19 protein-coding genes and 1 pseudogene are annotated in these 19,638 nt (G+C 70.9%); 7 read left to right on the plus strand and 13 right to left on the minus strand.

Features of this window, described 5'->3' with window-relative positions:
- From leuB to leuC, 4 genes are all read right to left on the minus strand, one after another.
- Positions 1 to 1,053, minus strand: coding sequence for a 3-isopropylmalate dehydrogenase (gene leuB, locus ACSQ2B_RS16565; RefSeq protein WP_436051519.1), 1,053 nt, complete (start codon positions 1,051 to 1,053; stop codon positions 1 to 3).
- Positions 1,054 to 1,158: 105 nt separating this feature from the next.
- Complete coding sequence (locus ACSQ2B_RS16570; RefSeq protein ID WP_436051521.1) at positions 1,159 to 1,461, minus strand: putative quinol monooxygenase; 303 nt, start codon at positions 1,459 to 1,461, stop codon at positions 1,159 to 1,161.
- The gene (leuD, locus tag ACSQ2B_RS16575) at positions 1,458 to 2,069 is read right to left on the minus strand and encodes a 3-isopropylmalate dehydratase small subunit (protein WP_436051523.1); all 612 of its coding nucleotides are present in this window, start codon (positions 2,067 to 2,069) and stop codon (positions 1,458 to 1,460) included. The genes ACSQ2B_RS16570 and leuD overlap by 4 nt, the downstream gene beginning before the upstream one ends.
- Positions 2,069 to 3,493 carry a 3-isopropylmalate dehydratase large subunit gene (leuC, locus tag ACSQ2B_RS16580; RefSeq protein ID WP_436051524.1) on the minus strand — a complete coding sequence of 475 codons (1,425 nt, stop codon included), beginning with the start codon at positions 3,491 to 3,493 and terminating at the stop codon, positions 2,069 to 2,071. Before leuC ends, leuD begins: the two co-directional genes overlap by 1 nt.
- Positions 3,494 to 3,610: 117 nt before the next feature.
- Between leuC and ACSQ2B_RS16585 the strand changes: the two genes are divergently transcribed.
- Positions 3,611 to 4,018, plus strand: coding sequence for a GFA family protein (locus ACSQ2B_RS16585; protein WP_436051525.1), 408 nt, complete (start codon positions 3,611 to 3,613; stop codon positions 4,016 to 4,018).
- 24 nt (positions 4,019 to 4,042) lie between these two features.
- Here ACSQ2B_RS16585 and ACSQ2B_RS16590 read toward each other — a convergent pair whose 3' ends face one another.
- Positions 4,043 to 5,023 carry an NAD-dependent epimerase/dehydratase family protein gene (locus ACSQ2B_RS16590; RefSeq protein WP_436051527.1) on the minus strand — a complete coding sequence of 327 codons (981 nt, stop codon included), beginning with the start codon at positions 5,021 to 5,023 and terminating at the stop codon, positions 4,043 to 4,045.
- Positions 5,024 to 5,113: 90 nt separating this feature from the next.
- Between ACSQ2B_RS16590 and ACSQ2B_RS16595 the strand changes: the two genes are divergently transcribed.
- The gene (locus tag ACSQ2B_RS16595; RefSeq protein WP_436051528.1) at positions 5,114 to 5,995 is read left to right on the plus strand and encodes a LysR family transcriptional regulator; all 882 of its coding nucleotides are present in this window, start codon (positions 5,114 to 5,116) and stop codon (positions 5,993 to 5,995) included.
- A 6-nt stretch (positions 5,996 to 6,001) separates the two neighbouring features.
- On the opposite strand, the gene ACSQ2B_RS16600 is transcribed toward ACSQ2B_RS16595, so the two are convergent.
- The gene (locus ACSQ2B_RS16600; protein ID WP_436051530.1) at positions 6,002 to 6,859 is read right to left on the minus strand and encodes an acyl-CoA thioesterase; all 858 of its coding nucleotides are present in this window, start codon (positions 6,857 to 6,859) and stop codon (positions 6,002 to 6,004) included.
- 76 nt (positions 6,860 to 6,935) lie between these two features.
- Between ACSQ2B_RS16600 and trmD the strand changes: the two are divergent.
- The 3 genes and pseudogenes from trmD to ACSQ2B_RS16615 all read left to right on the plus strand — a co-directional run.
- A pseudogene (gene trmD, locus ACSQ2B_RS16605) lies at positions 6,936 to 7,666 on the plus strand (tRNA (guanosine(37)-N1)-methyltransferase TrmD); the annotation flags it as partial.
- A 1-nt stretch (position 7,667) separates the two neighbouring features.
- Positions 7,668 to 8,057, plus strand: coding sequence for a 50S ribosomal protein L19 (rplS, locus tag ACSQ2B_RS16610; RefSeq protein ID WP_436051531.1), 390 nt, complete (start codon positions 7,668 to 7,670; stop codon positions 8,055 to 8,057).
- 304 nt (positions 8,058 to 8,361) lie between these two features.
- Positions 8,362 to 8,493 carry a hypothetical protein gene (locus ACSQ2B_RS16615; RefSeq protein ID WP_436051533.1) on the plus strand — a complete coding sequence of 44 codons (132 nt, stop codon included), beginning with the start codon at positions 8,362 to 8,364 and terminating at the stop codon, positions 8,491 to 8,493.
- Between the two features lie 7 nt (positions 8,494 to 8,500).
- On the opposite strand, the gene rimM is transcribed toward ACSQ2B_RS16615, so the two are convergent.
- From rimM to pyrF, 4 genes are all read right to left on the minus strand, one after another.
- Positions 8,501 to 9,031, minus strand: coding sequence for a ribosome maturation factor RimM (rimM, locus tag ACSQ2B_RS16620; protein ID WP_436051535.1), 531 nt, complete (start codon positions 9,029 to 9,031; stop codon positions 8,501 to 8,503).
- A 41-nt stretch (positions 9,032 to 9,072) separates the two neighbouring features.
- The gene (gene rpsP / locus ACSQ2B_RS16625; RefSeq protein ID WP_436051537.1) at positions 9,073 to 9,585 is read right to left on the minus strand and encodes a 30S ribosomal protein S16; all 513 of its coding nucleotides are present in this window, start codon (positions 9,583 to 9,585) and stop codon (positions 9,073 to 9,075) included.
- 24 nt (positions 9,586 to 9,609) lie between these two features.
- Positions 9,610 to 11,127, minus strand: coding sequence for a signal recognition particle protein (gene ffh / locus ACSQ2B_RS16630; RefSeq protein ID WP_436051539.1), 1,518 nt, complete (start codon positions 11,125 to 11,127; stop codon positions 9,610 to 9,612).
- Between the two features lie 206 nt (positions 11,128 to 11,333).
- A complete protein-coding gene (pyrF, locus tag ACSQ2B_RS16635; protein WP_436052591.1) occupies positions 11,334 to 12,023 on the minus strand; it encodes an orotidine-5'-phosphate decarboxylase in 690 nt (229 codons plus the stop codon).
- A gap of 115 nt (positions 12,024 to 12,138) precedes the next feature.
- On the opposite strand from pyrF, the gene ACSQ2B_RS16640 reads away from it, so the two are divergent.
- On the plus strand, positions 12,139 to 12,831 hold the full coding sequence (locus tag ACSQ2B_RS16640; RefSeq protein WP_436051540.1) for a MarC family protein: 693 nt from the start codon (positions 12,139 to 12,141) through the stop codon (positions 12,829 to 12,831).
- A gap of 3 nt (positions 12,832 to 12,834) precedes the next feature.
- Here ACSQ2B_RS16640 and ACSQ2B_RS16645 read toward each other — a convergent pair whose 3' ends face one another.
- Positions 12,835 to 13,635: an SDR family NAD(P)-dependent oxidoreductase gene (locus ACSQ2B_RS16645; RefSeq protein WP_436051541.1), complete on the minus strand. Its 801-nt coding sequence runs from the start codon at positions 13,633 to 13,635 to the stop codon at positions 12,835 to 12,837.
- Positions 13,632 to 17,564, minus strand: coding sequence for a CHAT domain-containing protein (locus tag ACSQ2B_RS16650; protein ID WP_436051542.1), 3,933 nt, complete (start codon positions 17,562 to 17,564; stop codon positions 13,632 to 13,634). The genes ACSQ2B_RS16645 and ACSQ2B_RS16650 overlap by 4 nt, the downstream gene beginning before the upstream one ends.
- A 118-nt stretch (positions 17,565 to 17,682) precedes the next feature.
- Here ACSQ2B_RS16650 and ACSQ2B_RS16655 point away from each other — a divergent pair, with 118 nt between their 5' ends.
- A complete protein-coding gene (locus tag ACSQ2B_RS16655) occupies positions 17,683 to 18,846 on the plus strand; it encodes a S1C family serine protease (RefSeq protein WP_436051544.1) in 1,164 nt (387 codons plus the stop codon).
- Between the two features lie 45 nt (positions 18,847 to 18,891).
- Here the strand turns inward: ACSQ2B_RS16655 and ACSQ2B_RS16660 are convergent, their stop codons facing one another.
- A complete protein-coding gene (locus ACSQ2B_RS16660; RefSeq protein ID WP_436051545.1) occupies positions 18,892 to 19,614 on the minus strand; it encodes a hypothetical protein in 723 nt (240 codons plus the stop codon).
- Between the last annotated feature and the right edge of the window lie 24 nt (positions 19,615 to 19,638).

Below are 19,638 nucleotides of genomic sequence, written 5' to 3' on the forward strand. Positions count from 1 at the left end.
TTAGAGCTCCGCGATGACCGCTTCGCCCATCTGCGTGGTGGTCAGCTTTCCGCCGATGTCCGGGGTGCGGGCGCCGTTCTCCAGGGCGCGGACGACGGCGGCGTAGAGCCGGTCGGCCAGGTCCACGCGGCCGAGCGACCAGCGCAGCGCCATTTCGAAGGAGAGAATGGCGGCCAGAGGATTGGCGACGCCCTTGCCGGTGATGTCGGGGGCCGAGCCGTGGATCGGCTCGTAGAGGCCGGGCGCGCCGGGCGCGCCGAGCGCCGCGGAGGGCAGGAGCCCGAGGCCGCCGGTCAGCTGCGAGGCTTCGTCCGAAAGGATGTCGCCGAACAGGTTGTCGGTGACGATGACGTCGAACTGCCGGGGGCTGCGGACCAGCTGCATGGCGGCGTTGTCGGCCAGCATGTGCTCCAGCTCGACGTCGGCGAACTCCCGCTTATGCAGGTCGGTCACGACCTCGCGCCACAGCAGGCCGCTGTCCATCACGTTGGACTTTTCGCAGCTGGTCACCTTGTTGCGCCGGCCGCGGGCGAGCTCGAAAGCGATGCGGGCGACGCGCTCGATTTCCGCGGTGGTGTAGACCTGGGTGTCGACGGCGCGCTTGCCGCCCTCGGGCAGCTCCTCGATGAACCGCGGGCTGCCGAAGTAGATGCCGCCGGTCAGCTCGCGCACGATCATCAGGTCGAGGCCCTCGACCAGATGGCGCTTCAGGCTCGAGGCGTCGGCCAGGGGCGCGAAGCAGAGCGCGGGCCGAAGATTGGCGAAGACGTTCATCCCGGCGCGCAGGGCCAGCAGTCCGGCCTCCGGGCGCTTGTCGCGCGCCACGCCGGCCCACTTCGGACCGCCGACCGCGCCCATCAGCACCGCCTTGGCCGCCTTGGCCGCGGCCAGGGTCTCGTCGGTCAGCGGGGCGCCGAACTGATCATAGCTGCAGCCGCCGAACGGACGTTCGTCGATCACCAGGTCCGGCGCGAGCTTGGCCGCCACCTTGCGCACCTCGGCGATCACTTCCGGGCCGATGCCGTCGCCAGGCAGGAGAAGCAGGTCGGTCATGGGAAGGCCCCGGGGTCGATTGGAATGCGCGGTCGTCCTAGGCGAAGGCGAAGGCGCTGCAAACCCCAGAAGTATCCGCTCCTCCCCTGCGAAGCGGGGGAGGAGCTAGATCGCCCGCCCGTCTGTGACGTCATGGCTCCAGATCTGGCGGTCGTGGAAGCCGTGCTCCACGCGCACCTTCTGCCAGGCGATCATGTGCGGCGCCTGGAAGTGGGCGTCGAGCGCCGCCTGGTCGCGCCAGTGCTCGAAGACGCGGATCAGGCCGGGATCTTCGACGTCGCGGGCGTAGGAATAGGTCAGGCAGCCGTCTTCCTTGCGGGTCTCGGCGACCACCGTCTGCAGGTGCGGCTTCAGGCCAGCGAAGTTCTCCGGCGGAATGCGGAAGGTCCCGGCGACAATGACGCTCACGCGCCCTCGAGCCAGGGCTGGGCGAGCGCGCGTTTCATCTCGTAGGTGTCGATTGATTTGGCCTTCTGGAGGGTCTCGCCGATGGCGTCGAGGCCCTTCAGCATCTTCTCCTTGCGCACCGGATCGATCTCGAAGCGGAAGGTCTTGCCGGAGGGCGCGGTGACCGTCTGGGTCTCCAGGTCCACGCTCATCACGTGGTTGCCGCCCTTGGCCTCCGCCATCAGCGCCTCGACCTCGTCGGCCTTCAGCACCACCGGCAGCAGGCCGTTCTGGAAGCAGTTGTTGTAGAAGATGTCGGCGAAGCTGGTGGCGATCACCGAGCGGACGCCGAAGTCCATCAGCGCCCAAGGCGCATGTTCCCGCGACGAGCCGCAGCCGAAGTTGTCGCCGGTGATCAGGACGCCGGCGCCCTGGTACTCCGGCCGGTTCAGCACGAAGTCGGGCTTCTCGCGGCCCTGCTCGTCGAAGCGCAGGTCGTAGAACAGCCCCTTGCTCAGCCCCTCGCGCTCCACGGTCTTGAGGAACTGCTTGGGAATGATCTGGTCGGTGTCGATGTTGGCCAGCGGCAGCGGCGCGGCCTTGGCGTCGATATGGGTGAAGGGCTGCATCAGAGGAAATCCCGGACGTCGGCGATGTGGCCGGCGATGGCGGCGGCGGCGGCCATCGCCGGGCTCATCAGGTGGGTTCGCCCGCCGCGGCCCTGACGGCCTTCGAAGTTGCGGTTGGAGGTCGAGGCGCTGCGCTCGCCGGGCTTCAGCCGGTCGGGGTTCATGCCCAGGCACATGGAGCAGCCCGGCTCGCGCCATTCGAAGCCCGCGGCGGTGAAGATCGCGTCCAGGCCTTCTTCCTCGGCCTGGATCTTCACCAGGCCCGAGCCCGGAACGACCATGGCGCGGACGTGGGGGGCGACCTTGCGGCCCGCCTCGGTGGCCTTGGCGACGATGGCTGCGGCCGCGCGCAGATCCTCGATGCGGCTGTTGGTGCACGAGCCGATGAAGACCACGTCGACCTTGGCCTCGGTGATCGGCTGGCCGGCCGCGAGGCCCATGTACTCGAGCGCCCGTTCGGCGGAGGCGCGCTTGTCGGGCGTGGCGAACGCGGCGGGGTCCGGCGTCCGGTCGGTGACGGCGATCACGTCCTCGGGGCTGGTGCCCCAGGTGACCAGCGGCGCGATCGTCGCGGCGTCGATCGTCACCTCGCGGTCGAAGACGGCGTCCGGATCGGAGAAGAAGCTCTTCCAGTAGGCCAGCGCCATTTCCCAGGCGCCGCCCTTCGGCGTCGCGGGGCGGCCCTGAAGGTACTCGAAGGTCTTCTCGTCCGGCGCCACCAGGCCCGCGCGGGCGCCTGCCTCGATGGTCAGGTTGCAGAGCGTCATGCGCCCTTCCATCGACAGGCCGCGGATGGCGGAGCCGGTGTACTCGATCACCGAGCCCGTGCCGCCGGCGGTGCCGATCTCGCGGATGATGGCCAGAGCGATGTCCTTGGCGCCGACGCCGGGCGCAAGCTCGCCCTCGACGGTGACGCGCAGGTTCTTCGCCTTCTTGGCGCGCAGCGTCTGGGTGGCCAGGACGTGCTCGACCTCGGAGGTGCCGATGCCGTGCGCCAGCGCCCCGAAGGCGCCGTGCGTCGAGGTGTGGCTGTCGCCGCAGACGATGGTCATGCCCGGCTGGGTGCGGCCCTGCTCGGGCCCGACCACATGGACGATGCCGTTGCGCACGTCGCCCATCGGAAAGAACTCGATGCCGTTCTCCTTGACGTTGCGCTCCAGCGTCTGCAGCTGGAGGCGCGCCTCCTCGTCGGCGACCTTGTCGACGCCGAGCGCCTGGCCCTCGGTCGGCACGTTGTGGTCGGCCACCGCGAGCGTGCGGTCGGGCCGGCGCACCGGGCGGTGGGCGACGCGAAGGCCGGCGAAGGCCTGCGGCGTGGTCACCTCGTGGATCAGGTGCAGGTCGATGTAGAGGATCGCTTCGCCGTCCTGTTGGTCGACGACGTGGGCGTCCCAGATCTTGTCATAGAGGGTCTTGCCGGACATGGGCTGCATCTAGGTGTTCGGCCCCGCCCTCGTCTAGTGCCGCGGCGCGACGTCCCGAAATTTCATGGTCGATTTCATGGCCTTGCGTCGCCTTCGAAGAGGCGCTTCAACGGCGCCATGAGCGAAATCAACGTTGTCACCGGCGGCTGCCTCTGCGGGCAGGCGCGCTTCATCGCCGTCGGCGAGCCCGTCAATGTGCGGATCTGCCATTGCGGCCTCTGCCGCAAGGCCAGCGGCGGACTGATGTACGGCCGAGCCATTTTCCGCGCCGAGGCCCTGGAGCGCACGGGCGAGACGAGCAGCCACCCGTCGTCGCAACGCCTGCTTCGCCACTTCTGCCCGCAGTGCGGAACCATGGTCTACACCGAGCCGCTCGACCGTCCCGGCTACTGGGCGGTGGGCCTGGCCACCCTCGACGCACCGGATGTTCTTCCCCCGGAGATGCACATCTGGGTGTCGTCCAAGCCCGCCTGGCTCAAGCTGGACGACGGCCTGCCGCAGCATCCGGAAGGCTGTCCCTGGTGAAGCCGTTCTGATGAGGCTCGCGGCTCAGGCCGGCAGAGGCGCCTCGGCCAGCGCGCCCATCCGCCGCAGCGTCGCTCGCAGCGCCGTCACCAGCTCGGTGCGCGGCTCGGCCCCGAGCCTGGCGACCAGGCGGCCGTTGTCGAGCAGCACCGGGGCCTGCCAGAGGTAGCGGATCTCCAGAATCTCGCGGAAGGTCTCGTTGAAGGGGGCGAGCGCCTGGAACAGCAGCCAGGGCAGGCGCCCTAGCTTCAGGTCGCGGCCGCTCGCCGCCTGCAGCGCCTCGAATAGCGCCAGGCCGGTGACCTCATGGCCCTGCAGGTGGAAGCTCTCGAAGCCGCCCAGGCCGCCGTGCTCGACCAGCTGGACCATGGTCTCGGCGACGTCAGGGAGGTAGGCCCAGGCGTGCGTCAGCCCGGGTGGGCCCGGATAGCTGACCCTAGAGATCGGGCGGCCGGCCTGCAGCAGCCCCTGCGACGACAGCCAGCCGTTGCCCGTCGCGCCGAAATAGTCCCCGGCGCGGACGATGAGCACCGAGGCGCCGGCGTCGACCGAGCGGGCCAGCGCGTCTTCCATAGCGACGCGGATCGCGCCCTTGCGCGTCCCCGGCGTCTGGGGCGCGTCTTCCCGCAGGCGGGGGAAGGCGTCGGGCCCGTAGTTGTAGACCGTGCCGGGAAAGAGGATGCGCGCCCTGCGCGTCGTCGCCGCGGCGATGGTGCTGTTCAGCATCGGCAGGGCGAGGTTGGCCCAGTTGCGGTAGCCGGGCGGATTGGCGCCGTGGAAGATCAGGCTGGCGCCCTCCGCCGCGCGGACGACATCGCCCTCGTTCATCGCATCGCCCGTCACCCATTCGACGGCCGGACGACCGGCGCGCACCGCGGCCGCCCGCGGGTCGCGGTGCAGGGCGCGAACGCCCCAGCCTGAGGCCGCCAGCCGGTCGGCGACAGCGCCGCCGATTCCGCCGGTCGCGCCGATCACCAGCGCCACGGGTTTGTCCGTCTCGGTCATGGTCGGCCCTCCGTTCTGATGACGAAGAAATGCGCGCCGGCAGGCCTGAACGGAATTGCGGTTCTTTGTGGCTCAGTTATGCAAATATGCATGGCCGAGTGGGACCTCTTCCAGAGCCTTGAAGCGGTGCTGCAGACCGGCAGCCTGTCCGCCGCCGCCCGACTGCGCGGGCTGACCCAGCCGACGCTGGGCCGGCACATCGAGGCGCTGGAGCGGCGGCTGGGCGCGCCCCTGTTCGTCCGTTCGCCGCGCGGCCTGCAGCCGACGGAGCTGGCGCTCGATCTGCGGCCGCATCTGCAGGAGATGGCCGCCTCCGCGGCCGCCGCCCTACGCGAGGGTCGTCATGGCGCAGCCGCACTGGAAGGCGCGGTGCGCCTCACCGCCAGCGAGGTGATCGGCGCCGAGGTCTTGCCGACCGTGCTGGCCGCCTTCCGGTCGCAACACCCCCGGATCGCTGTCGAACTGGTGCTGTCGAACGAGACCCAGGACCTGCTGCGCCGCGAGGCCGACATCGCCGTGCGGATGGCGCCGCCGACGCAAGGCGCCCTGGTCGCCCGTAAGATCGGGGAAATTCCGCTGGCGCTCTACGCCACCCGCGAGCATCTGGCGGCGAACGGCCGCCCTGATAGCCTCGCCGATCTCGCCGGCCGCACCCTGATCGGCGTCGACAGCCTGCGGCGGATGACCCAGATCGCTGGTCTCGACCTGCCGGTGACGCGGGAGATGTTCGCCTTCCGCTCCGACAGCGACCTGGCGCAGCTCGCCGCCATCCGCGCGGGCTTCGGCATCGGCGTCTGCCAGGCGCCGCTCGGCCGGCGCTACGGCCTGGAGCGCGTGCTGCCGGAGCACACGGTCTACCGGCTGGGCGTCTGGATCGTCATGCACGAGGACCTGAAGGCCAGCCGCCGCATGCGGGCGATGTTCGACCACCTGGTCGAGTCGCTCTCGGCCTATGTCGCCGACGCCGCTTGAGGCTGGCTATTTCGGCTCGCGGAAGCGGATCAGGCCTTCCTGGGCGGTGGACGCCACCAGCGTCCCGTCGTGCCGGAAGATCGTCCCGCGGTTCATGCCGCGCGCGCCCGACGCCGAGGGGCTGTCCATCACATAAAGATGCCACTGGGTGAAGTCGGTGGGCCGGTGGAACCACATGGCGTGGTCGAGGCTGGCGCCCTGCATCTGCGGCGAATTCCACACCGAGCCGTGCGGCCGAAGTGAGGTCGAGAGCAGCCCCATGTCCGAAGCGTAGGCCATCGCCGCCTGGTGCCAGAGCTGCCCGTCCGGCAGCGGATGGGCGATGCGGAACCAGGCGCGCTGGAGCGGATCCAGGGGCGTTCCGTCCGGATTGGGCTCGGTGGTGTCGATGAATCGGATGTCGATGGGCTTGAGGTAGCTCGGCCGCTGCTCCTCCTCCGAGAGGTGGGGCCCGACGCGGCCGAGCGCCTCGGCGAGGTCCGGCAGACCCTCCGGCCCCACCGTCTGGGGCATCTGCGCCTGGTGCTCGAAGCCGGTCTCCGGCGTCTGGAAGGAGGCGGCGAGGTTGAAGATCTGGCGGCCGTGCTGCACGGCGATGACCCGCCGGGTGGTGAAGCTCTGGCCGTCGCGCGAGCGGTCCACCTCGAAGATGATCGGAATCTGCGGGTCGCCCGGGCGGATGAAGTAGCAGTGCAGCGAGTGGCAGACCCGGCCTTCGACCGTCGCATAGGCCGCCTGCAGCGCCTGGGCGATCACCTGGCCGCCGTAGATCCGGCCGGCCTCGGGCGCAGGGCTGAACCCGCGGAAGAGGTTCACTTCCAGCTGCTCGAGAGTCAGGGTCTCGCGAAGGTCGATCTCCGACATGGCGCAAGGCTTACGCGCCGTCCCGAGACCGGGCAAGGCTTGACGCGGGGACGCCAGGAAGGGCCAAGGAGGCGTCATGTCTTTCGACGTCAGCGTCCTCACCATGTTTCCCGAGGCCTTTCCGGGCCCGCTCGGCGTCTCGCTGATCGGCACGGCCTGGCGCGAGGCCGGCCTCTGGACTCTCGAAACGGTGGACATTCGAGCCTTTTCCAAGGATAAGCGCGGCTTCCTGGACGACACCCCGGCGGGTGGCGGCCCGGGGCAGGTCATGCGGGCGGACGTCATCGCCTCTGCGCTCGACAGCGTGGAGCGCCGGGGGCGGCCGCTTTTGTACATGAGCGCCCGGGGTCGACCGCTCACCCAGGAACGGGCGCAGGCGTGGTCAAAGGCCCCAGGCCTGATCGTGCTCTGCGGCCGGTTCGAAGGGGTGGACCAGCGGGTGCTCGACGCCCGCGGGTTCGAGGAGATCGCCGTCGGCGATGCGGTCCTGGCCGGTGGCGAGGCCGCAGCCCTGGTGACGATCGAAGCGTGCGTAAGGCTGGCGCCCGGCGTTCTCGGGTCAGCTGAGAGTTTGAGTGAAGAAAGCTTCGAGGACGGGCTCCTCGAGCATCCGCAGTACACCAGGCCGCGGACGTTCGAAGGGCTCGACATCCCCGAGGTGCTGCTGAGCGGCCACCATGCCGAAGTGCGGAAGTGGCGGCAAAGGCAGCGCGAAGAGACGACGCGGGAGCGGCGGCCGGACTTGTGGGCGCAGCGTCTCGCCAATCAACAGGCAAAGGGCGAGTAAAGCCCGGTAAGGATGAAGACCATGAACGTGATCGAACAGCTCCGCCAGGAAGAGGCCGACCGCCTCCTGGCCACCCGCAAGATCCCGGAATTCCGTCCGGGGGACACCGTGCGCGTCAACGTGCGCATCAAGGAAGGCGAACGCGAACGCATCCAGGCCTACGAGGGCGTCTGCATCGCCCGCGCCGGCCAGGGCGTCGACGAGAACTTCACCGTCCGCAAGATCTCCTTCGGCGAAGGCGTGGAACGTCTGTTCCCGATCCTGTCGCCGAACATCGAATCCATCGAAGTGAAGCGTCGCGGCGTCGTCCGGCGCGCCAAGCTCTATTACCTGCGCGACCGTCGCGGGAAGTCGGCCCGGATCGCCGAACGCCAGCAGTCGCAGAAGCCGGTCGGGACCACGGAAGCCTAGGCTTCCGACGTCTCCGAGTATTAAAGCGGCGGCCGCAGCGATGCGGCCGCCGCTTTCGTTTCTGCGCTCATTTCAGCCGGAGACAGCAATAAGCCCCGACGCGGGGAACGCCGGGGCTCGCTTTGGGTGACGGGGCATTACATCGGGGGGCGTCATAGCGCCACCGTCACAGTTCAGTGAACGACGCTTCCCGGCCGTCGGTTCCGCGGGCCTGCAAAAATCGCCGCAAACCCGACAGACGCTCAAATGCTGCGGAACAAGGGCGCGCCGCGGCTATTCCTGTTCTGCAAGCAGGAGCAGGCCGATGACCGATGTCCTGGCGCTCAAGCGTCGCCGCCAGCCCGAGGATCCGGGCGTGGCCTTGGCCTTTTTCAGTCTGATCGCGGCCGCTGGCTTCGCGGCAGGCTGGGCCGCACAGCTGCTGGTCGGCTTCTGAGCGAAGCCTATTCGCTCTCTTCAGGCCGCACCGCTATGAGCGTGCGATCGGCCATGCGCACCTCGGGAACCGCCTCGCGGGTGAACGGCAACCACCAGCTTGCGCCCTGCGGCGGCTGGATCTCCAGAAGGTCGCCGGCGCCGAAGTCATGCACCGTGCGCACCACGCCCAGCGGCTCGCCCTGCGGCGTCACCACCGACAGGCCGATCAGGTCGACGAGGTAGTATTCGTCTTCGTCGTCCGGTGCGGGCAGCCGCTCGCGCGGGATGTAGAGACGCAGGCCGCGCAGCGCCTCGGCCTGTTCGCGGGTCTCGACCTCCTTGGCCCGGGCGACGACCCCGCCCTTGGCCGGCCGGGCGCTGGTGAGCGTCAGGCCCGGCGCGCCGTCCTCGCGCTTCAGGTCGCGATAGTCCAGCAGGGCCATGGGATCGGCCGTGAAGGTCGTCAGCCGCACCTCGCCTTTGACGCCGAATGCGCCGGCGATGCGGGCCACGAAGATGAGATTGTCCGAACTCACGATCACGCCGACGCCCGTCATCCCGGCGGCCGGCGAGGCCGGGCCGGGATGACGAACGAGGATCAGCCTTGGGCTTCGTCGGCCGGAGCGGCTTCAGCTTCAGCAACGGCTTCGGCAGGAGCTTCCTCCGCAGCGGCCGGGGCTTCGGCCACGGCTTCCACCGGGGCGGCTTCTTCAGCGACCGGCTCTTCGACCACCGGCGGCGGCGCGGCGGCGGCTTCAGCCAGGGCGGCGGCGCGGTCGGCTTCGCGCTGGGCGCGTTCGCCGGCGCGTTCCTTGGCCTTCGCGCCCGGCTCGCCCTTCTTCGGGTTGTTGCTCGCCTGCCATTGGGCGAGGCCCTGCTTGGACAGTTCGCGAGCCACGCGATCGGTGGGCTGGGCGCCCTTGCCGATCCATTCCTGGATGCGCTCGACCTTCAGGACGACGCGGTTCGGATCGTCCTTCTTGAGCAGGGGGTTATAGGAGCCGACCTTCTCGATGAAGCGGCCGTCGCGGGGCGAATGGCTGTCGGCGACGACGATCGAGTAGTAGGGGCGCTTCTTGGCGCCGCCACGGGCGAGACGGATCTTCAGCATTAGTCTTGGTCCTTTTGGATTCGATTATTTCTTGAAGGGATTGAAGCCGGGCAGACCGCCCAGGCCGGGAAGTTTCGGGCCACCGGGGCCGCCGAGGCCGGGCAGCTTGCCCATGGCCTGTTCGAGTTGTTCGGGGGTCGGCGCCTTGCCGCCGCCGAGCGCCTTGAGCTTGGCCATGTCCATGCCGCCCGGCGCGCCGCCGCCCAGCATGGAGGCCATCTGGGCGAAGCCCTTGCCGCCGTTCTTGCTCATCATCTTGAAGGCGTCGGCCATCTGCCGGTGCTGCTTCAGAAGGCGGTTCACCTCGGAAACCTCGACGCCGGCGCCGGCGGCGATGCGGCGCTTGCGCGAGGCCTGCAGCACGTCCGGCTTCTTGCGCTCGGCCTTGGTCATCGAGGAGATGATCGCCGCCTGACGGTCGATCGTCTTGTCGGTGACGCCGGACTCGGCGATCTGCTTCTTCATCTTCTGGACGCCGGGCAGCATGCCCATCAGGCCTTCCATCCCGCCCATGCGCTTCATCTGCTTGAGCTGGTCGGCCATCATGTCGAGGTCGAACTGACCCTTGGCCATCTTCTTGGCCATGACCTCGGCCTGGGCCAGGTCGAGATCCTGGGCGGCCTTCTCGACGAGAGCGACCACGTCGCCCTGGCCGAGGATGCGGCCGGCGACCCGCTGGGCGTCGAAGACGTCGAGCCCGTCGATCTTCTCCGACACGCCAAGGAACTTGATCGGCAGGCCGGTGACCGCGCGCATCGACAGCGCCGCCCCGCCGCGGCCGTCGCCGTCGGCCCGGGTCAGCACCAGGCCGGTCAGCGGCAGGCGTTCGTGGAAGGCCTTGGCGGTGCGCACCGCGTCCTGGCCGGTCAGGCTGTCGGCGACCAGCAGGGTCTCGGAGGGGCTGGAGATCTTCGCGATCTCGGCCGCCTCGTTCATCATCGCCTCGTCCAGCGTGGTGCGGCCGGCGGTGTCGAGGATGAGGACGTCGTAGCCCTGAAGCTTGGCGGCGGAGAGGGCGCGGCGGGCGATGTCGGGCGCCGACTGGCCGGCGACGATCGGCAGGCTTTCCACGCCCGCCTGCACCGCCAGGGTCGCCAGCTGCTCCATGGCCGCCGGACGGCGGGTGTCGAGCGACGCCACAAGAACCTTCTTGCGCTCTTTCGACAGGCGCAGCGCCAGCTTGGCGGCGGTGGTGGTCTTGCCGGAGCCCTGCAGGCCGGCCATCAGGATCACGGTCGGCGGATTGAGCGAGAGGTTCAGCCCCTCGGGCTCGCCGTCTCCGCCCAGCATCTCGACCAGGCCGTCGTAGGTGATCTTCACCACCTGGTCGGCCGGGCGGACCGAGCGGATCACCGCCTCGCCGGTCGCCCGCTCCTTGGCCTTGGCGATGAACTCGCGCACCACCGGCAGGGCGACGTCCGCCTCGAGCAGGGCCACGCGCACCTCGCGCAGCGCCTCGTCCACGTCCTTTTCGGACAGCACGCCGCGCCCGCCGAGACGGTCAAAGACGCCGGATAGCCGATCTGTCAGTGCGTCGAACATAAAGATCCACCTATGGCCCAAACGCGATCAACCCCCGTGGACGATCACGTCGACGGGGGGCCTCGCCGCCCTCGTCCCATATAGTGATGGGGTCGTGGCGGTGGAGGGCGCTGACCAAGGTTGCGCCAGAAGGGCGCGCTTATGCGCCTGTGGAGAAGTCAGGTCAAGAAAGGAGCCAAGATCCTCCCCTCAGGGGGGCCATCTTCCTAAGCCCCCGCCATCTCCGCGATCACCCGCAGGGCTGCGGCCTGCGGGTCGGCCGCCGCGGTGATCGGGCGGCCGCAGACGAGGTGGGAGGCGCCGGCCTTGAGGGCGTCGAGCGGGGTGGCGGCGCGGGCTTGGTCGTTCTTGGCCGACCAGTCGGGGCGGACGCCGGGCGTCACCACCAAGAAATCCGGCCCGCCGATCGTGCGCGCCAGGGCGGCTTCGAGCGGGCTGGCCACGACGCCGCCGCAGCCGGCGTCCACCGCCTGGCGGATGCGGCGCTCGACGAGCGTGCGGGCGTCCTCGGCGTAACCGATCTGCGCCAGGTCGGCGTCGGTCAGGCTGGTCAGAACCGTCACCGCCAGGATCTTCAGCCCCGAGCCCGCGCAGCCGCGGACGGCGGCGGCCATCACCTGCGGCTCGGCATGAACGGTCAGGAGGTCGCAGCCGGAGGAGGCCAGCGCACCGGCGGCCCGTTCGACGGTGGCGCCGATATCGTGCAGCTTCCAGTCGAGGAAGACCTGCTTGCCCTGGGCCTTCAGCTCGCGGGCCAGCGCCATGCCGTCGGTGGCGAACAGCTCCAGCCCGACCTTGTAGAAGCTGATCGTATCGCCCAGCGCCGCTGTCAGGGCGCGGGCCTCGTCGACGGTCGGCCGGTCCAGCGGCAGGATCAGGCGCGGATCGGCGCGCATCGAGGCGGGCGCGGGCGCGGGCGCAGAAGCGGCGGCCATGGGCAGGCTCCGGTCAGAGGGTGCGCGCGGTCCAGCTTGCGGTGCGGCGCGCCAAGTTTTGGGCTAAGACGGCTGCATGAGCCAGGTCGACTTCGCGGTCAACTTCTTCGTCGCCCTGTTCGCCCTGCTGGACCCCTTGGGCAACGTCCCGGTCTTCGCTGCAGCCACCGCCGGAACGAGCGGACGCGACCGGGCGCAGATCGCCCTCTACGTCTCGCTCTTCGTGCTGGCCTTCACGACCTTCTTCTACTTCACCGGCCTGTCGCTGCTGACCTTCTTCGGCATTTCGCTGCCGGCCTTCCGGATCGCCGGCGGCGTCATCCTCTTCCTGCTGGGTCTGCAGATGGCGCGGGACGACTTCACCGCCACCTTCGCCGAAGCGGCCGACGCCCCGGACGCGCCGGCCGGGCGGCGCGGCTACGCCCGCCAGCGGTTCGAGCGGATGATCGTCCCCTTCGCCATGCCGCTGCTGATCGGCCCGGGGGCCATCTCCACCGTGGTCATCTACGCCAGCCAGGCCCGCGCCTTCGGCCTGGCGGGCGCGGCGATCGGCGTCGGCGTGATCACCGCGGTCAGCACCTGCACCCTGCTGGCCTTCCTCGCCACGCCGCTGATCAGCCGCATGCTCGGGCGGATCGGCCTGACCATCGTGGTGCGGGTGCTGGGCCTGATCCTCTGCGCCATGGCGGTGCAGTTCATCCTCGGCGGCGTCGCCGACGCGACCACCGGCTTCGTCCGCCCGGAAGCGGCGACGCCCTATGTGAAGTAGCCGTCAGCTCTGCCGAAACCGCGGCCCCTGGGCGCGCATGACGGCCAGCGCCCAGGACTCCGGGACCAGCTTCGCGCCGCCGCAGATCAGCTTGTAGACCAGGCCGGGCGTGCAGACCGCCTGGTTGGCCTCCACCGCGCGCCAGCCCGCCTCGACCACCTTGTCCGCCGGCAGCCAGGCCCATTTCGGCGTCGCCGCGCTCACCCGCGCCCGAGTGCCGTTGACGTCGTGGAACTCGGTGTAGGTGAAGCCGGGGCAAAGGGCGGTCACGTGGACGCCATGGGGCGCGGCTTCCAGGTGCAGGCTCTGGGAGGCCTTGATCATCAGGCTCTTGGCGCCGGCGTAGAGGGTGTGGCCGGCCGCGCCGGGCAAGAGGCCCGCGACCGAGGCGACGTTGACGATGCGGCCGAAGCGCCGCTCGACCATCGGGGCGACCAGCTTGTGCGCCAGCTCGCAGGGGGCCGTGACCATCACCTGCAGGAAGGCCTGCTGCTCGGCCCAGCTCGTCTGGGCGAAGGCGCCGGGCAGGCCGTAGCCGGCGTTGTTGATCAGGACGTCGACCGGCCGGCCGGCGGCGGCGATCCGGTGAAGGATCTGCTGGACGCCCGCGGGGTCCGCCAGGTCGGCGGGTGCGACCAGCGCCTCGATCCCGTGACGGCGGCGAAGCTCGGCGGCGAGCGCCTCCAGCCGCTCGGTGCGCCGCGCGCTCAGCGCGAGGTCGTAGCCGCGCGCCGCCAGCGTCCGGGCGAAGGCGGCGCCCAGGCCTGCGGAGGCGCCGGTGACCAGGGCCAGTCTGCGGCTCATCGCGGTGCGCTCCTCGGGAGGGAGAGGTGGAAGATCGCCGCCTGCCCGGCGAGCGACCCGCCCAGCAGGATTTCGCCGCCGTCGGTGGCGAGCGCGGTGGTCGGAATGACGTCGGCGCCGGCGTCGAGCGGCTTGGGCGGCGTGGTGCGGCCCTTCTCGTCGAGGGTCATCACGAGCGTCGAATAACTCCGGCCGAAGGCGAGGGCGTCCGCGGCGCCGGACGGCGCAGCGAACACCGGGGCGAAGTCGAACAGGCTCTCCTTATAGGCGGCCACGAACAGCCGCCCCGACGGCAGCGGCGAGAGCGTGCGGACTTCGGAGGCGCCGAGCGTGTCGTCGAGATAGAGGGTTCGTGGCTGCAGCCTGGCGTCGAGCCCGACCACCGCCGCCTTCCGCTCGCCGTTGCACCCCTCCGCCTGCGAGCCGCCGAGCACGGCCGCGCCAGCCTGGCCGGGCAGGGCGGCGACGGCGGCGAAGCCGTTGATGGTCTGGGTCGCAAGGATCGCGCCGTTCCGCACGTCGCGCAGTTCGATGCGGGTTTCCGGCGTTGGGGCGCAGTAATGGTCGTCATAGTCCTCCAGGCTCGGCGGCGGCTGTGCGCTGCGGCGATTGTCGGCGGTGTAGGTGAGCAGCAGCCGATCACCCAGCGACGCCAGGGCGGCGTTGGAGATCCGGGCGCCGGGCGGGGCCTGGAGCTCGAACAGCGGCTGCGGCGCGAGATCCGCGCCGACCCGCAGGACGCGCAGGGCGCCGCCGCCCGCCTCGTCCGGCCGCGTCCGCTCGCCCACGACGATCAGCAGGGCCGAAGCATCCTGCGCCGTCGCCGCGAGAATGCCGGCGTCGACCTTCGAGAGCCCTTCGCCGCGCCAGGACGTCACGCGCCGGCCCTGGCGGTCGTAGGCGTCCAGCCGCGGCGCCAGCCGGCCGGTCGCGCCGGTCTCGTAGCCGCCCGCGATCAGCATCGGGCCGACCTGGCCCAGGACGCGCGAGGCGCGCGCCTCATGGCCCACCGTGCGCCAGGCCTCTGCGCCCCGCGTCAGCAGGCGGACGCCCTCGCCGGGCCGGCGGGCGGCGTCAGGCTCGGCGATGAACCGCGCCGCGGGGCCGTCCGGCGTCTGGGCCAGCGCCACCACTTCGCCGCCCGGCGGCGTCAGCGTCTCCACCGCCGTCAGCGCCAACGCCTCTGTAGCGGGGGTGCGGGCTGGCGCGCCTCCGTCGCCCAGGATGACGAAGGGCGCCCAGAACCGCGGATGCAGGTAGGCCCGCTCGGGCGGGGCGGCGAGGAAGGCGCGCTGCGCCTCCGCCAGCGCCTCGGCCGGGGCGGCGCCCTGGTCGCGCAGCCGCGCGAAGACGCCGGAGACCACCGCCTGCCCGGTCTGCGAATTGACCGGCCAGAGCGTGCCCAGAGTCGAGGGGACGCCTGAGACCGCGAAGGCCGAGGCCAGGGCCGGCAGGTCCTGGGCGACCTGGTCGAAATCGAAGTTGGCCGTGTTGCACGCCGACAGCGCCACGAAGCTGGCGCGCAGGTTCATGTCGGCGATCTCGGAGGCGGTGAGCAGGCCGTCGTCGCGGGCGTCGCTGACGGACACCGGGGTCAGCACCAGGGCGGGATCGGGCAGTCCCTGGAGGTCCTCGCGCAACAGCCCGTGGGTGGCGAAGGACAGATAGCGGTAGTTCCCGAGCACCTGGCTGCGCACGCCGGCCTCCGTCGCCACGTCGCCGAGCAGCACGCGCGCCTTGCGGAATCCGCGCCCGGACGCCGCGAGTTCGTCGGCGGTTTCCGGCAAGGGCGCGAGGTTGTCGAAGCGTGCGCCCGGGCGCACGCCGCGGAGCACCGCGCCGCCGCGCGCCTGGCCGTCGGCGAACCGCCCCTCCAGCCGCGGATCACCCACGCCCAGGAAGTCGAAGTCGGCCGGCGGCGCGGCTCTCGTCCGCAGCGCCACGACTGCGCCGGCCGAGCCCGCATAGCTGATGGCGTGGCGTCGCACGACCCAGTCGGCCTTGGCGAGGTCATAGCCTCGCTCGAGCTTGGGCGGCAGGGATGTCAGCAGGGCGGCCAGGGGAACCCCGGCCGCAGCGACGCCGCCCAGCCAGACGATCCGGTCGCCCGGTTTCAGGCAGGTTTCGAACGGCTTGAGCAGGACGCCATGGAGCCGGACGGCGGCCTCGGCCGGAAACTGGGCGTCCAGCGCGTCGGACGGCGGATGGGTGGCAGTGAGCGCCGCCTGCATGAGCTTGGTGTCGACGATCAGTCGCCTGGCGTCGACCGAGGCGACGAACTGCGAGGCGCGCTCGCGCCGGACGCACATGTAGGCCAGGCCGTGTACGGTCGAAGCGACGGCGAGCGCCGCCTCGTCCGGGGCGAGCGCCGCCTGCAGCCGCGGGAGCGGCGTCAGGCGCGGCCCGCGGAGCGACAGGCCGTCCTTGGCGAGCCGCCGCTCGGCCTGCGCGAGCCGCTCGTCGAAGTCGCGCAAGAGGGCGCGGGCTGCGATGTCGTGGTGCAACAGCTCCGCCGCGGAGTCACGCGACAGGGCGACGGCGGTCTTCTGGACCCCCTCCCGCTCCAGGCGGTCGCGGCGCGCCTTCAGACGCAGGGCTTGGTGGACGGTTCGGCGCTGCAGCTCATCGTGGGCCTGGCCGAGCGCGGTGAGGGCGTCGGCGTCGAACGAGGCGCCGGTCCGACCGGCGAGCTGGAACAGGTTGAAGACCACATCGGCCTCGGCCGGGGTCCGCGCGGAGTCTGCCTGGGTCAGCGCCAGAGCGATGAGAAGCTGGTCGATCGCGGTGAGGCGGCTGAGCTCGCCGGCCTTGTCCGATCGCGCCGCGAGGTCGCGCATGCGCCGCCCCAGATCGATCAGCCGCGCGCGCCGCTCGGCGTCCGCCGGGGCCGAGAGCGCCGATCCGACGGCGCGATAGGCCGCGACGTATTCGGCGGTCTCGGGATCCGCCGCGAAGGCCGGGCGGGCCTGCAGCGCCTGGGCGACGATCGGGTCGGGCTTCTGGTCGATCGCGGCGACGAAGCTGCGCGCGGCGAGATAGATGATCTCCTCCAGGTTCGCCGGCGCGCGGCCGGCGCTGGCGTAAAGCGCGGCGAAGGGATGCTCGGCGAGCGCGGCGCGGGCCGCCGGCAGGTCCCCGGCGAGGGCGTCGAGCGCCGCCTTCAGGGTGAGGGCCTCGGCCAGCAGCTGCTGGCGCAGCCCCGGATCGAGTTCGATCCGACGCAGGGTCATGGCTGACGCCTGCAGGGCGAGCCTGGCGCCGGCAAGGTCGCCGACCGCCTGCCGAAGCTTGGCCTGGGTGAGCTCATAGACCGCCGCGTCCAGCGTCAGCGGCGGCAGCGCCTTGGCGATGTCCGCGCCGCTGGCGCGGTAGAGCCCCCAGGCGCGGTCGGTCTCGCCGATGTCGAGCAGGGTGGCCAGCACGTCGGCCAGGCTGGCGGCGACGGTGTCGCGCGCCGCCTCCGGGTTCTTCAGCGAGGCCGCCAGCGACAGGATCTTGTTGAGCGAGCGGTCGAGTTCCGTCCGTCGATCGGCTTGCAGCTGCAGGTTGGAGGCGAGCACCTGCCGGCGCAGGTAGAGGTCGCCGTCGTAGGCGACCTGCGTTCGCCAGCTGGGCTCGGCGAGGATGGCGTCCGGCGCCATGCCCGACATCCAACGCGCCGTGTCGAGGTGATAGACCGCCTCGAGCGCCAGGCGGCCGCGCTGCACGGCGTTGGCCGTCGGCGCGCGTTCGGCGGCGTCGACGAAGGCCTGGACGTTGCGGGCGACGCAGGCGCTGTCGCCGTTGCGCCGGCAGACCTCCAGCAGAGCGCGGGCGACGGAGAGGCGGGCCTCGGGTTCGACCGCGGCGGGCGAATGCAACAGGCGCTCCAGGCCGTCGCGCGCCGTCTCCGCCTTCCCCTCGGCAAACAACCGGGAGGCTGCGGTCAACTGTGGCGCCAGGGTTTCGCTTGCGATCGATGGTTTAGCGATGAGCAGAAACACGCTTGTGACGAGCATGCCGCCGGCTAGTCTTCGCCAGACCAAGCCGCTCCGGGGGGATGCTGTCATGAAGTGGGTCCATGTCGTCGCGGGCGTGCTCGCGGCCTGTTGCGCAACATCCTACCCGCTGGCCGCGCAGCTCGGCCAGCCGGTCCGCCGCGCCAGCGGAAAGCCGGCCGCCGGGCCGGCGCCCGACTTCGCACGCCCGATCAAGGGCGCCGGGGCCGCCTTCGGCAAGGTGCTCCAGCGGCTTGAGTCCCCGCCGGTCGCGGCCAACCGCGGCGCGGCGGAGACCCAGGTCTATCAGCACGCGGCCGCCGCCGTGGTGCTGGTGGTCACCGAGAAGGGCATGGGGTCCGGCGCGCTGATCTCGGCGGACGGCCAGATCGTCACCAACCTGCACGTCGTGCAGGGCGCCAAACAGGTCGCGGTCGTCTTCAAGCCGCCCATGGAAGGGGCCGCGCCCGGCAAGGCCGACCTGCGCCGCGCCACCCTGCTGAAGGTGGACGAGGTCGCCGATCTGGCCCTCCTCAAGGTCGACCAGATCCCGGCCGGCGTGCAGCCGATCACGCTGGGCGACACCGGCAAGCTGCAGGTCGGCGCCGACGTCCACGCCATCGGCCATCCGACGGGCGAGACCTGGACCTATACCCGCGGCGTCGTCAGCCAGATCCGCCGCGCCTACAATTGGAAGGCGGGCGACAAGGTCCAGCATGAGGCGACGGTCATCCAGACCCAGACGCCGATCAATCCGGGCAACTCCGGCGGGCCGTTGCTCGACAGCCAGGCCAACCTGGTCGGGATCAACAGCTTCGGCGACGCGGAGGCGGAGGGGCTGAACTTCGCTGTCTCGGTCGACGACGTGAAGAACTTCCTGGCGCGGGGCCAGGACCGGACGGTCGCGCCGCAGGTCGCCGCAGAGTGCGAATGGAAGGACCTTGAGGAAAGCGACTGGAAGGATCCCAAGGGCAAGGCCTATCTGATCGACTCCGACTGCGACAACGCGGGCGACACCGTGCTGATCCTGCCGGACAGCCGGCGGGAGCCGTCGATCCTGATGCGCGACGAGAACGGCCGCGGCGTCTACGACACCATCTATTACGACAAGAACCGCGACGGCCATCCGGAGTGGGCGGTCTACGACACGGACGGCGACGGCAAGGCGGACCTGCGCGGCGATTTCCGCAACAACGAGGACGACCCCTATCGCTGGGAGAAGATCTCGCACTAGCCGAGCCGTGGAAGATCGTCGCGCCCCGCTACAGCACCAAGCGTTTCATGGCGACGCGGCCTGGGGCTCCGCCGGCCCCGGGTCGGCGGCCCCCTGCGGTTCCGGCGGGTCCAGCCCTTGGGGCGAGGCCAAGGGTGATGACGCGAAGGGGGAGCCGGGCGCGCCGCTGCGGATCTCGTCCTGCGCCCAGGCCTCCTCGGCCAGGCGGCTCCAGTCGGGCGAAAGGCCGAGGTCGCGACAGACCCGGGCGATGATCTCGCCGACCGGCCGGGCCGTCAGGTCGCCGTAGATGTCGTCGTGCTCGAGGCGCTCGCAGGCCTCGTCGGCCAGCCGGTCGACCTCGGCGGCGTCGGCGGCCTCGGCCCCGATCACCCGCTCGACGATGCGCTGCACGCGGTCCTGGCGCTGCTTCGCCAGCTGCCGGCGCTCCCGCTCGGCGTTGCAGCGATCGGCGTAGAGCTGGCCGGCGGCGACCTGATCCAGCGCCTGCAGGTCCTTGATCGCCCTGGACTGCAGGGCGAGCGTCAGACGCACGGCCCGCGACACGCGGGCGAAGGCCAGGGCGGCGTCGCCCTCCACCACCTGGGCGGCCTCTTCCGTCGTCGCCTGCCGCTCGATGGCGAGCGCCAGATTGAGCCCCGCCTCGGCCAGCCGGCCCAGCACCTGCAGCTGGCGCTCGATCAGGGCCCGCGGCAAGCCGACGCCCGCGGGGGCCGCCTGGGCGTCGGTCTGGGCCGTGGGGTTCGAGGTTGTGGCGAGGTCGAGCATCCGCGAACAAACCACGAACGATTG

Source organism: Phenylobacterium sp. LjRoot225 (genome assembly GCF_964252855.1).
Classification (GTDB): Bacteria; Pseudomonadota; Alphaproteobacteria; order Caulobacterales; family Caulobacteraceae; genus Phenylobacterium.

What these genes read in the sequence shown, in the direction of transcription:
- ACSQ2B_RS16640 (WP_436051540.1), top strand. Translation starts at nt 12,139, where the DNA reads ATGAGCCAGGTCGACTTCGCGGTCAACTTCTTCGTCGCCCTGTTCGCC.
- ACSQ2B_RS16585 (WP_436051525.1), top strand. Translation starts at nt 3,611, where the DNA reads ATGAGCGAAATCAACGTTGTCACCGGCGGCTGCCTCTGCGGGCAGGCG.
- ACSQ2B_RS16600 (WP_436051530.1), bottom strand. Translation starts at nt 6,859, where the DNA reads ATGTCGGAGATCGACCTTCGCGAGACCCTGACTCTCGAGCAGCTGGAA.
- ACSQ2B_RS16655 (WP_436051544.1), top strand. Translation starts at nt 17,683, where the DNA reads ATGAAGTGGGTCCATGTCGTCGCGGGCGTGCTCGCGGCCTGTTGCGCA.
- pyrF (WP_436052591.1), bottom strand. Translation starts at nt 12,023, where the DNA reads ATGCGCGCCGATCCGCGCCTGATCCTGCCGCTGGACCGGCCGACCGTC.
- ACSQ2B_RS16645 (WP_436051541.1), bottom strand. Translation starts at nt 13,635, where the DNA reads ATGAGCCGCAGACTGGCCCTGGTCACCGGCGCCTCCGCAGGCCTGGGC.
- rplS (WP_436051531.1), top strand. Translation starts at nt 7,668, where the DNA reads ATGAACGTGATCGAACAGCTCCGCCAGGAAGAGGCCGACCGCCTCCTG.
- ACSQ2B_RS16595 (WP_436051528.1), top strand. Translation starts at nt 5,114, where the DNA reads ATGGCCGAGTGGGACCTCTTCCAGAGCCTTGAAGCGGTGCTGCAGACC.
- leuC (WP_436051524.1), bottom strand. Translation starts at nt 3,493, where the DNA reads ATGTCCGGCAAGACCCTCTATGACAAGATCTGGGACGCCCACGTCGTC.
- ACSQ2B_RS16615 (WP_436051533.1), top strand. Translation starts at nt 8,362, where the DNA reads ATGACCGATGTCCTGGCGCTCAAGCGTCGCCGCCAGCCCGAGGATCCG.
- leuB (WP_436051519.1), bottom strand. Translation starts at nt 1,053, where the DNA reads ATGACCGACCTGCTTCTCCTGCCTGGCGACGGCATCGGCCCGGAAGTG.
- rpsP (WP_436051537.1), bottom strand. Translation starts at nt 9,585, where the DNA reads ATGCTGAAGATCCGTCTCGCCCGTGGCGGCGCCAAGAAGCGCCCCTAC.
- ffh (WP_436051539.1), bottom strand. Translation starts at nt 11,127, where the DNA reads ATGTTCGACGCACTGACAGATCGGCTATCCGGCGTCTTTGACCGTCTC.
- ACSQ2B_RS16660 (WP_436051545.1), bottom strand. Translation starts at nt 19,614, where the DNA reads ATGCTCGACCTCGCCACAACCTCGAACCCCACGGCCCAGACCGACGCC.
- rimM (WP_436051535.1), bottom strand. Translation starts at nt 9,031, where the DNA reads ATGACGGGCGTCGGCGTGATCGTGAGTTCGGACAATCTCATCTTCGTG.
- leuD (WP_436051523.1), bottom strand. Translation starts at nt 2,069, where the DNA reads ATGCAGCCCTTCACCCATATCGACGCCAAGGCCGCGCCGCTGCCGCTG.
- ACSQ2B_RS16590 (WP_436051527.1), bottom strand. Translation starts at nt 5,023, where the DNA reads ATGACCGAGACGGACAAACCCGTGGCGCTGGTGATCGGCGCGACCGGC.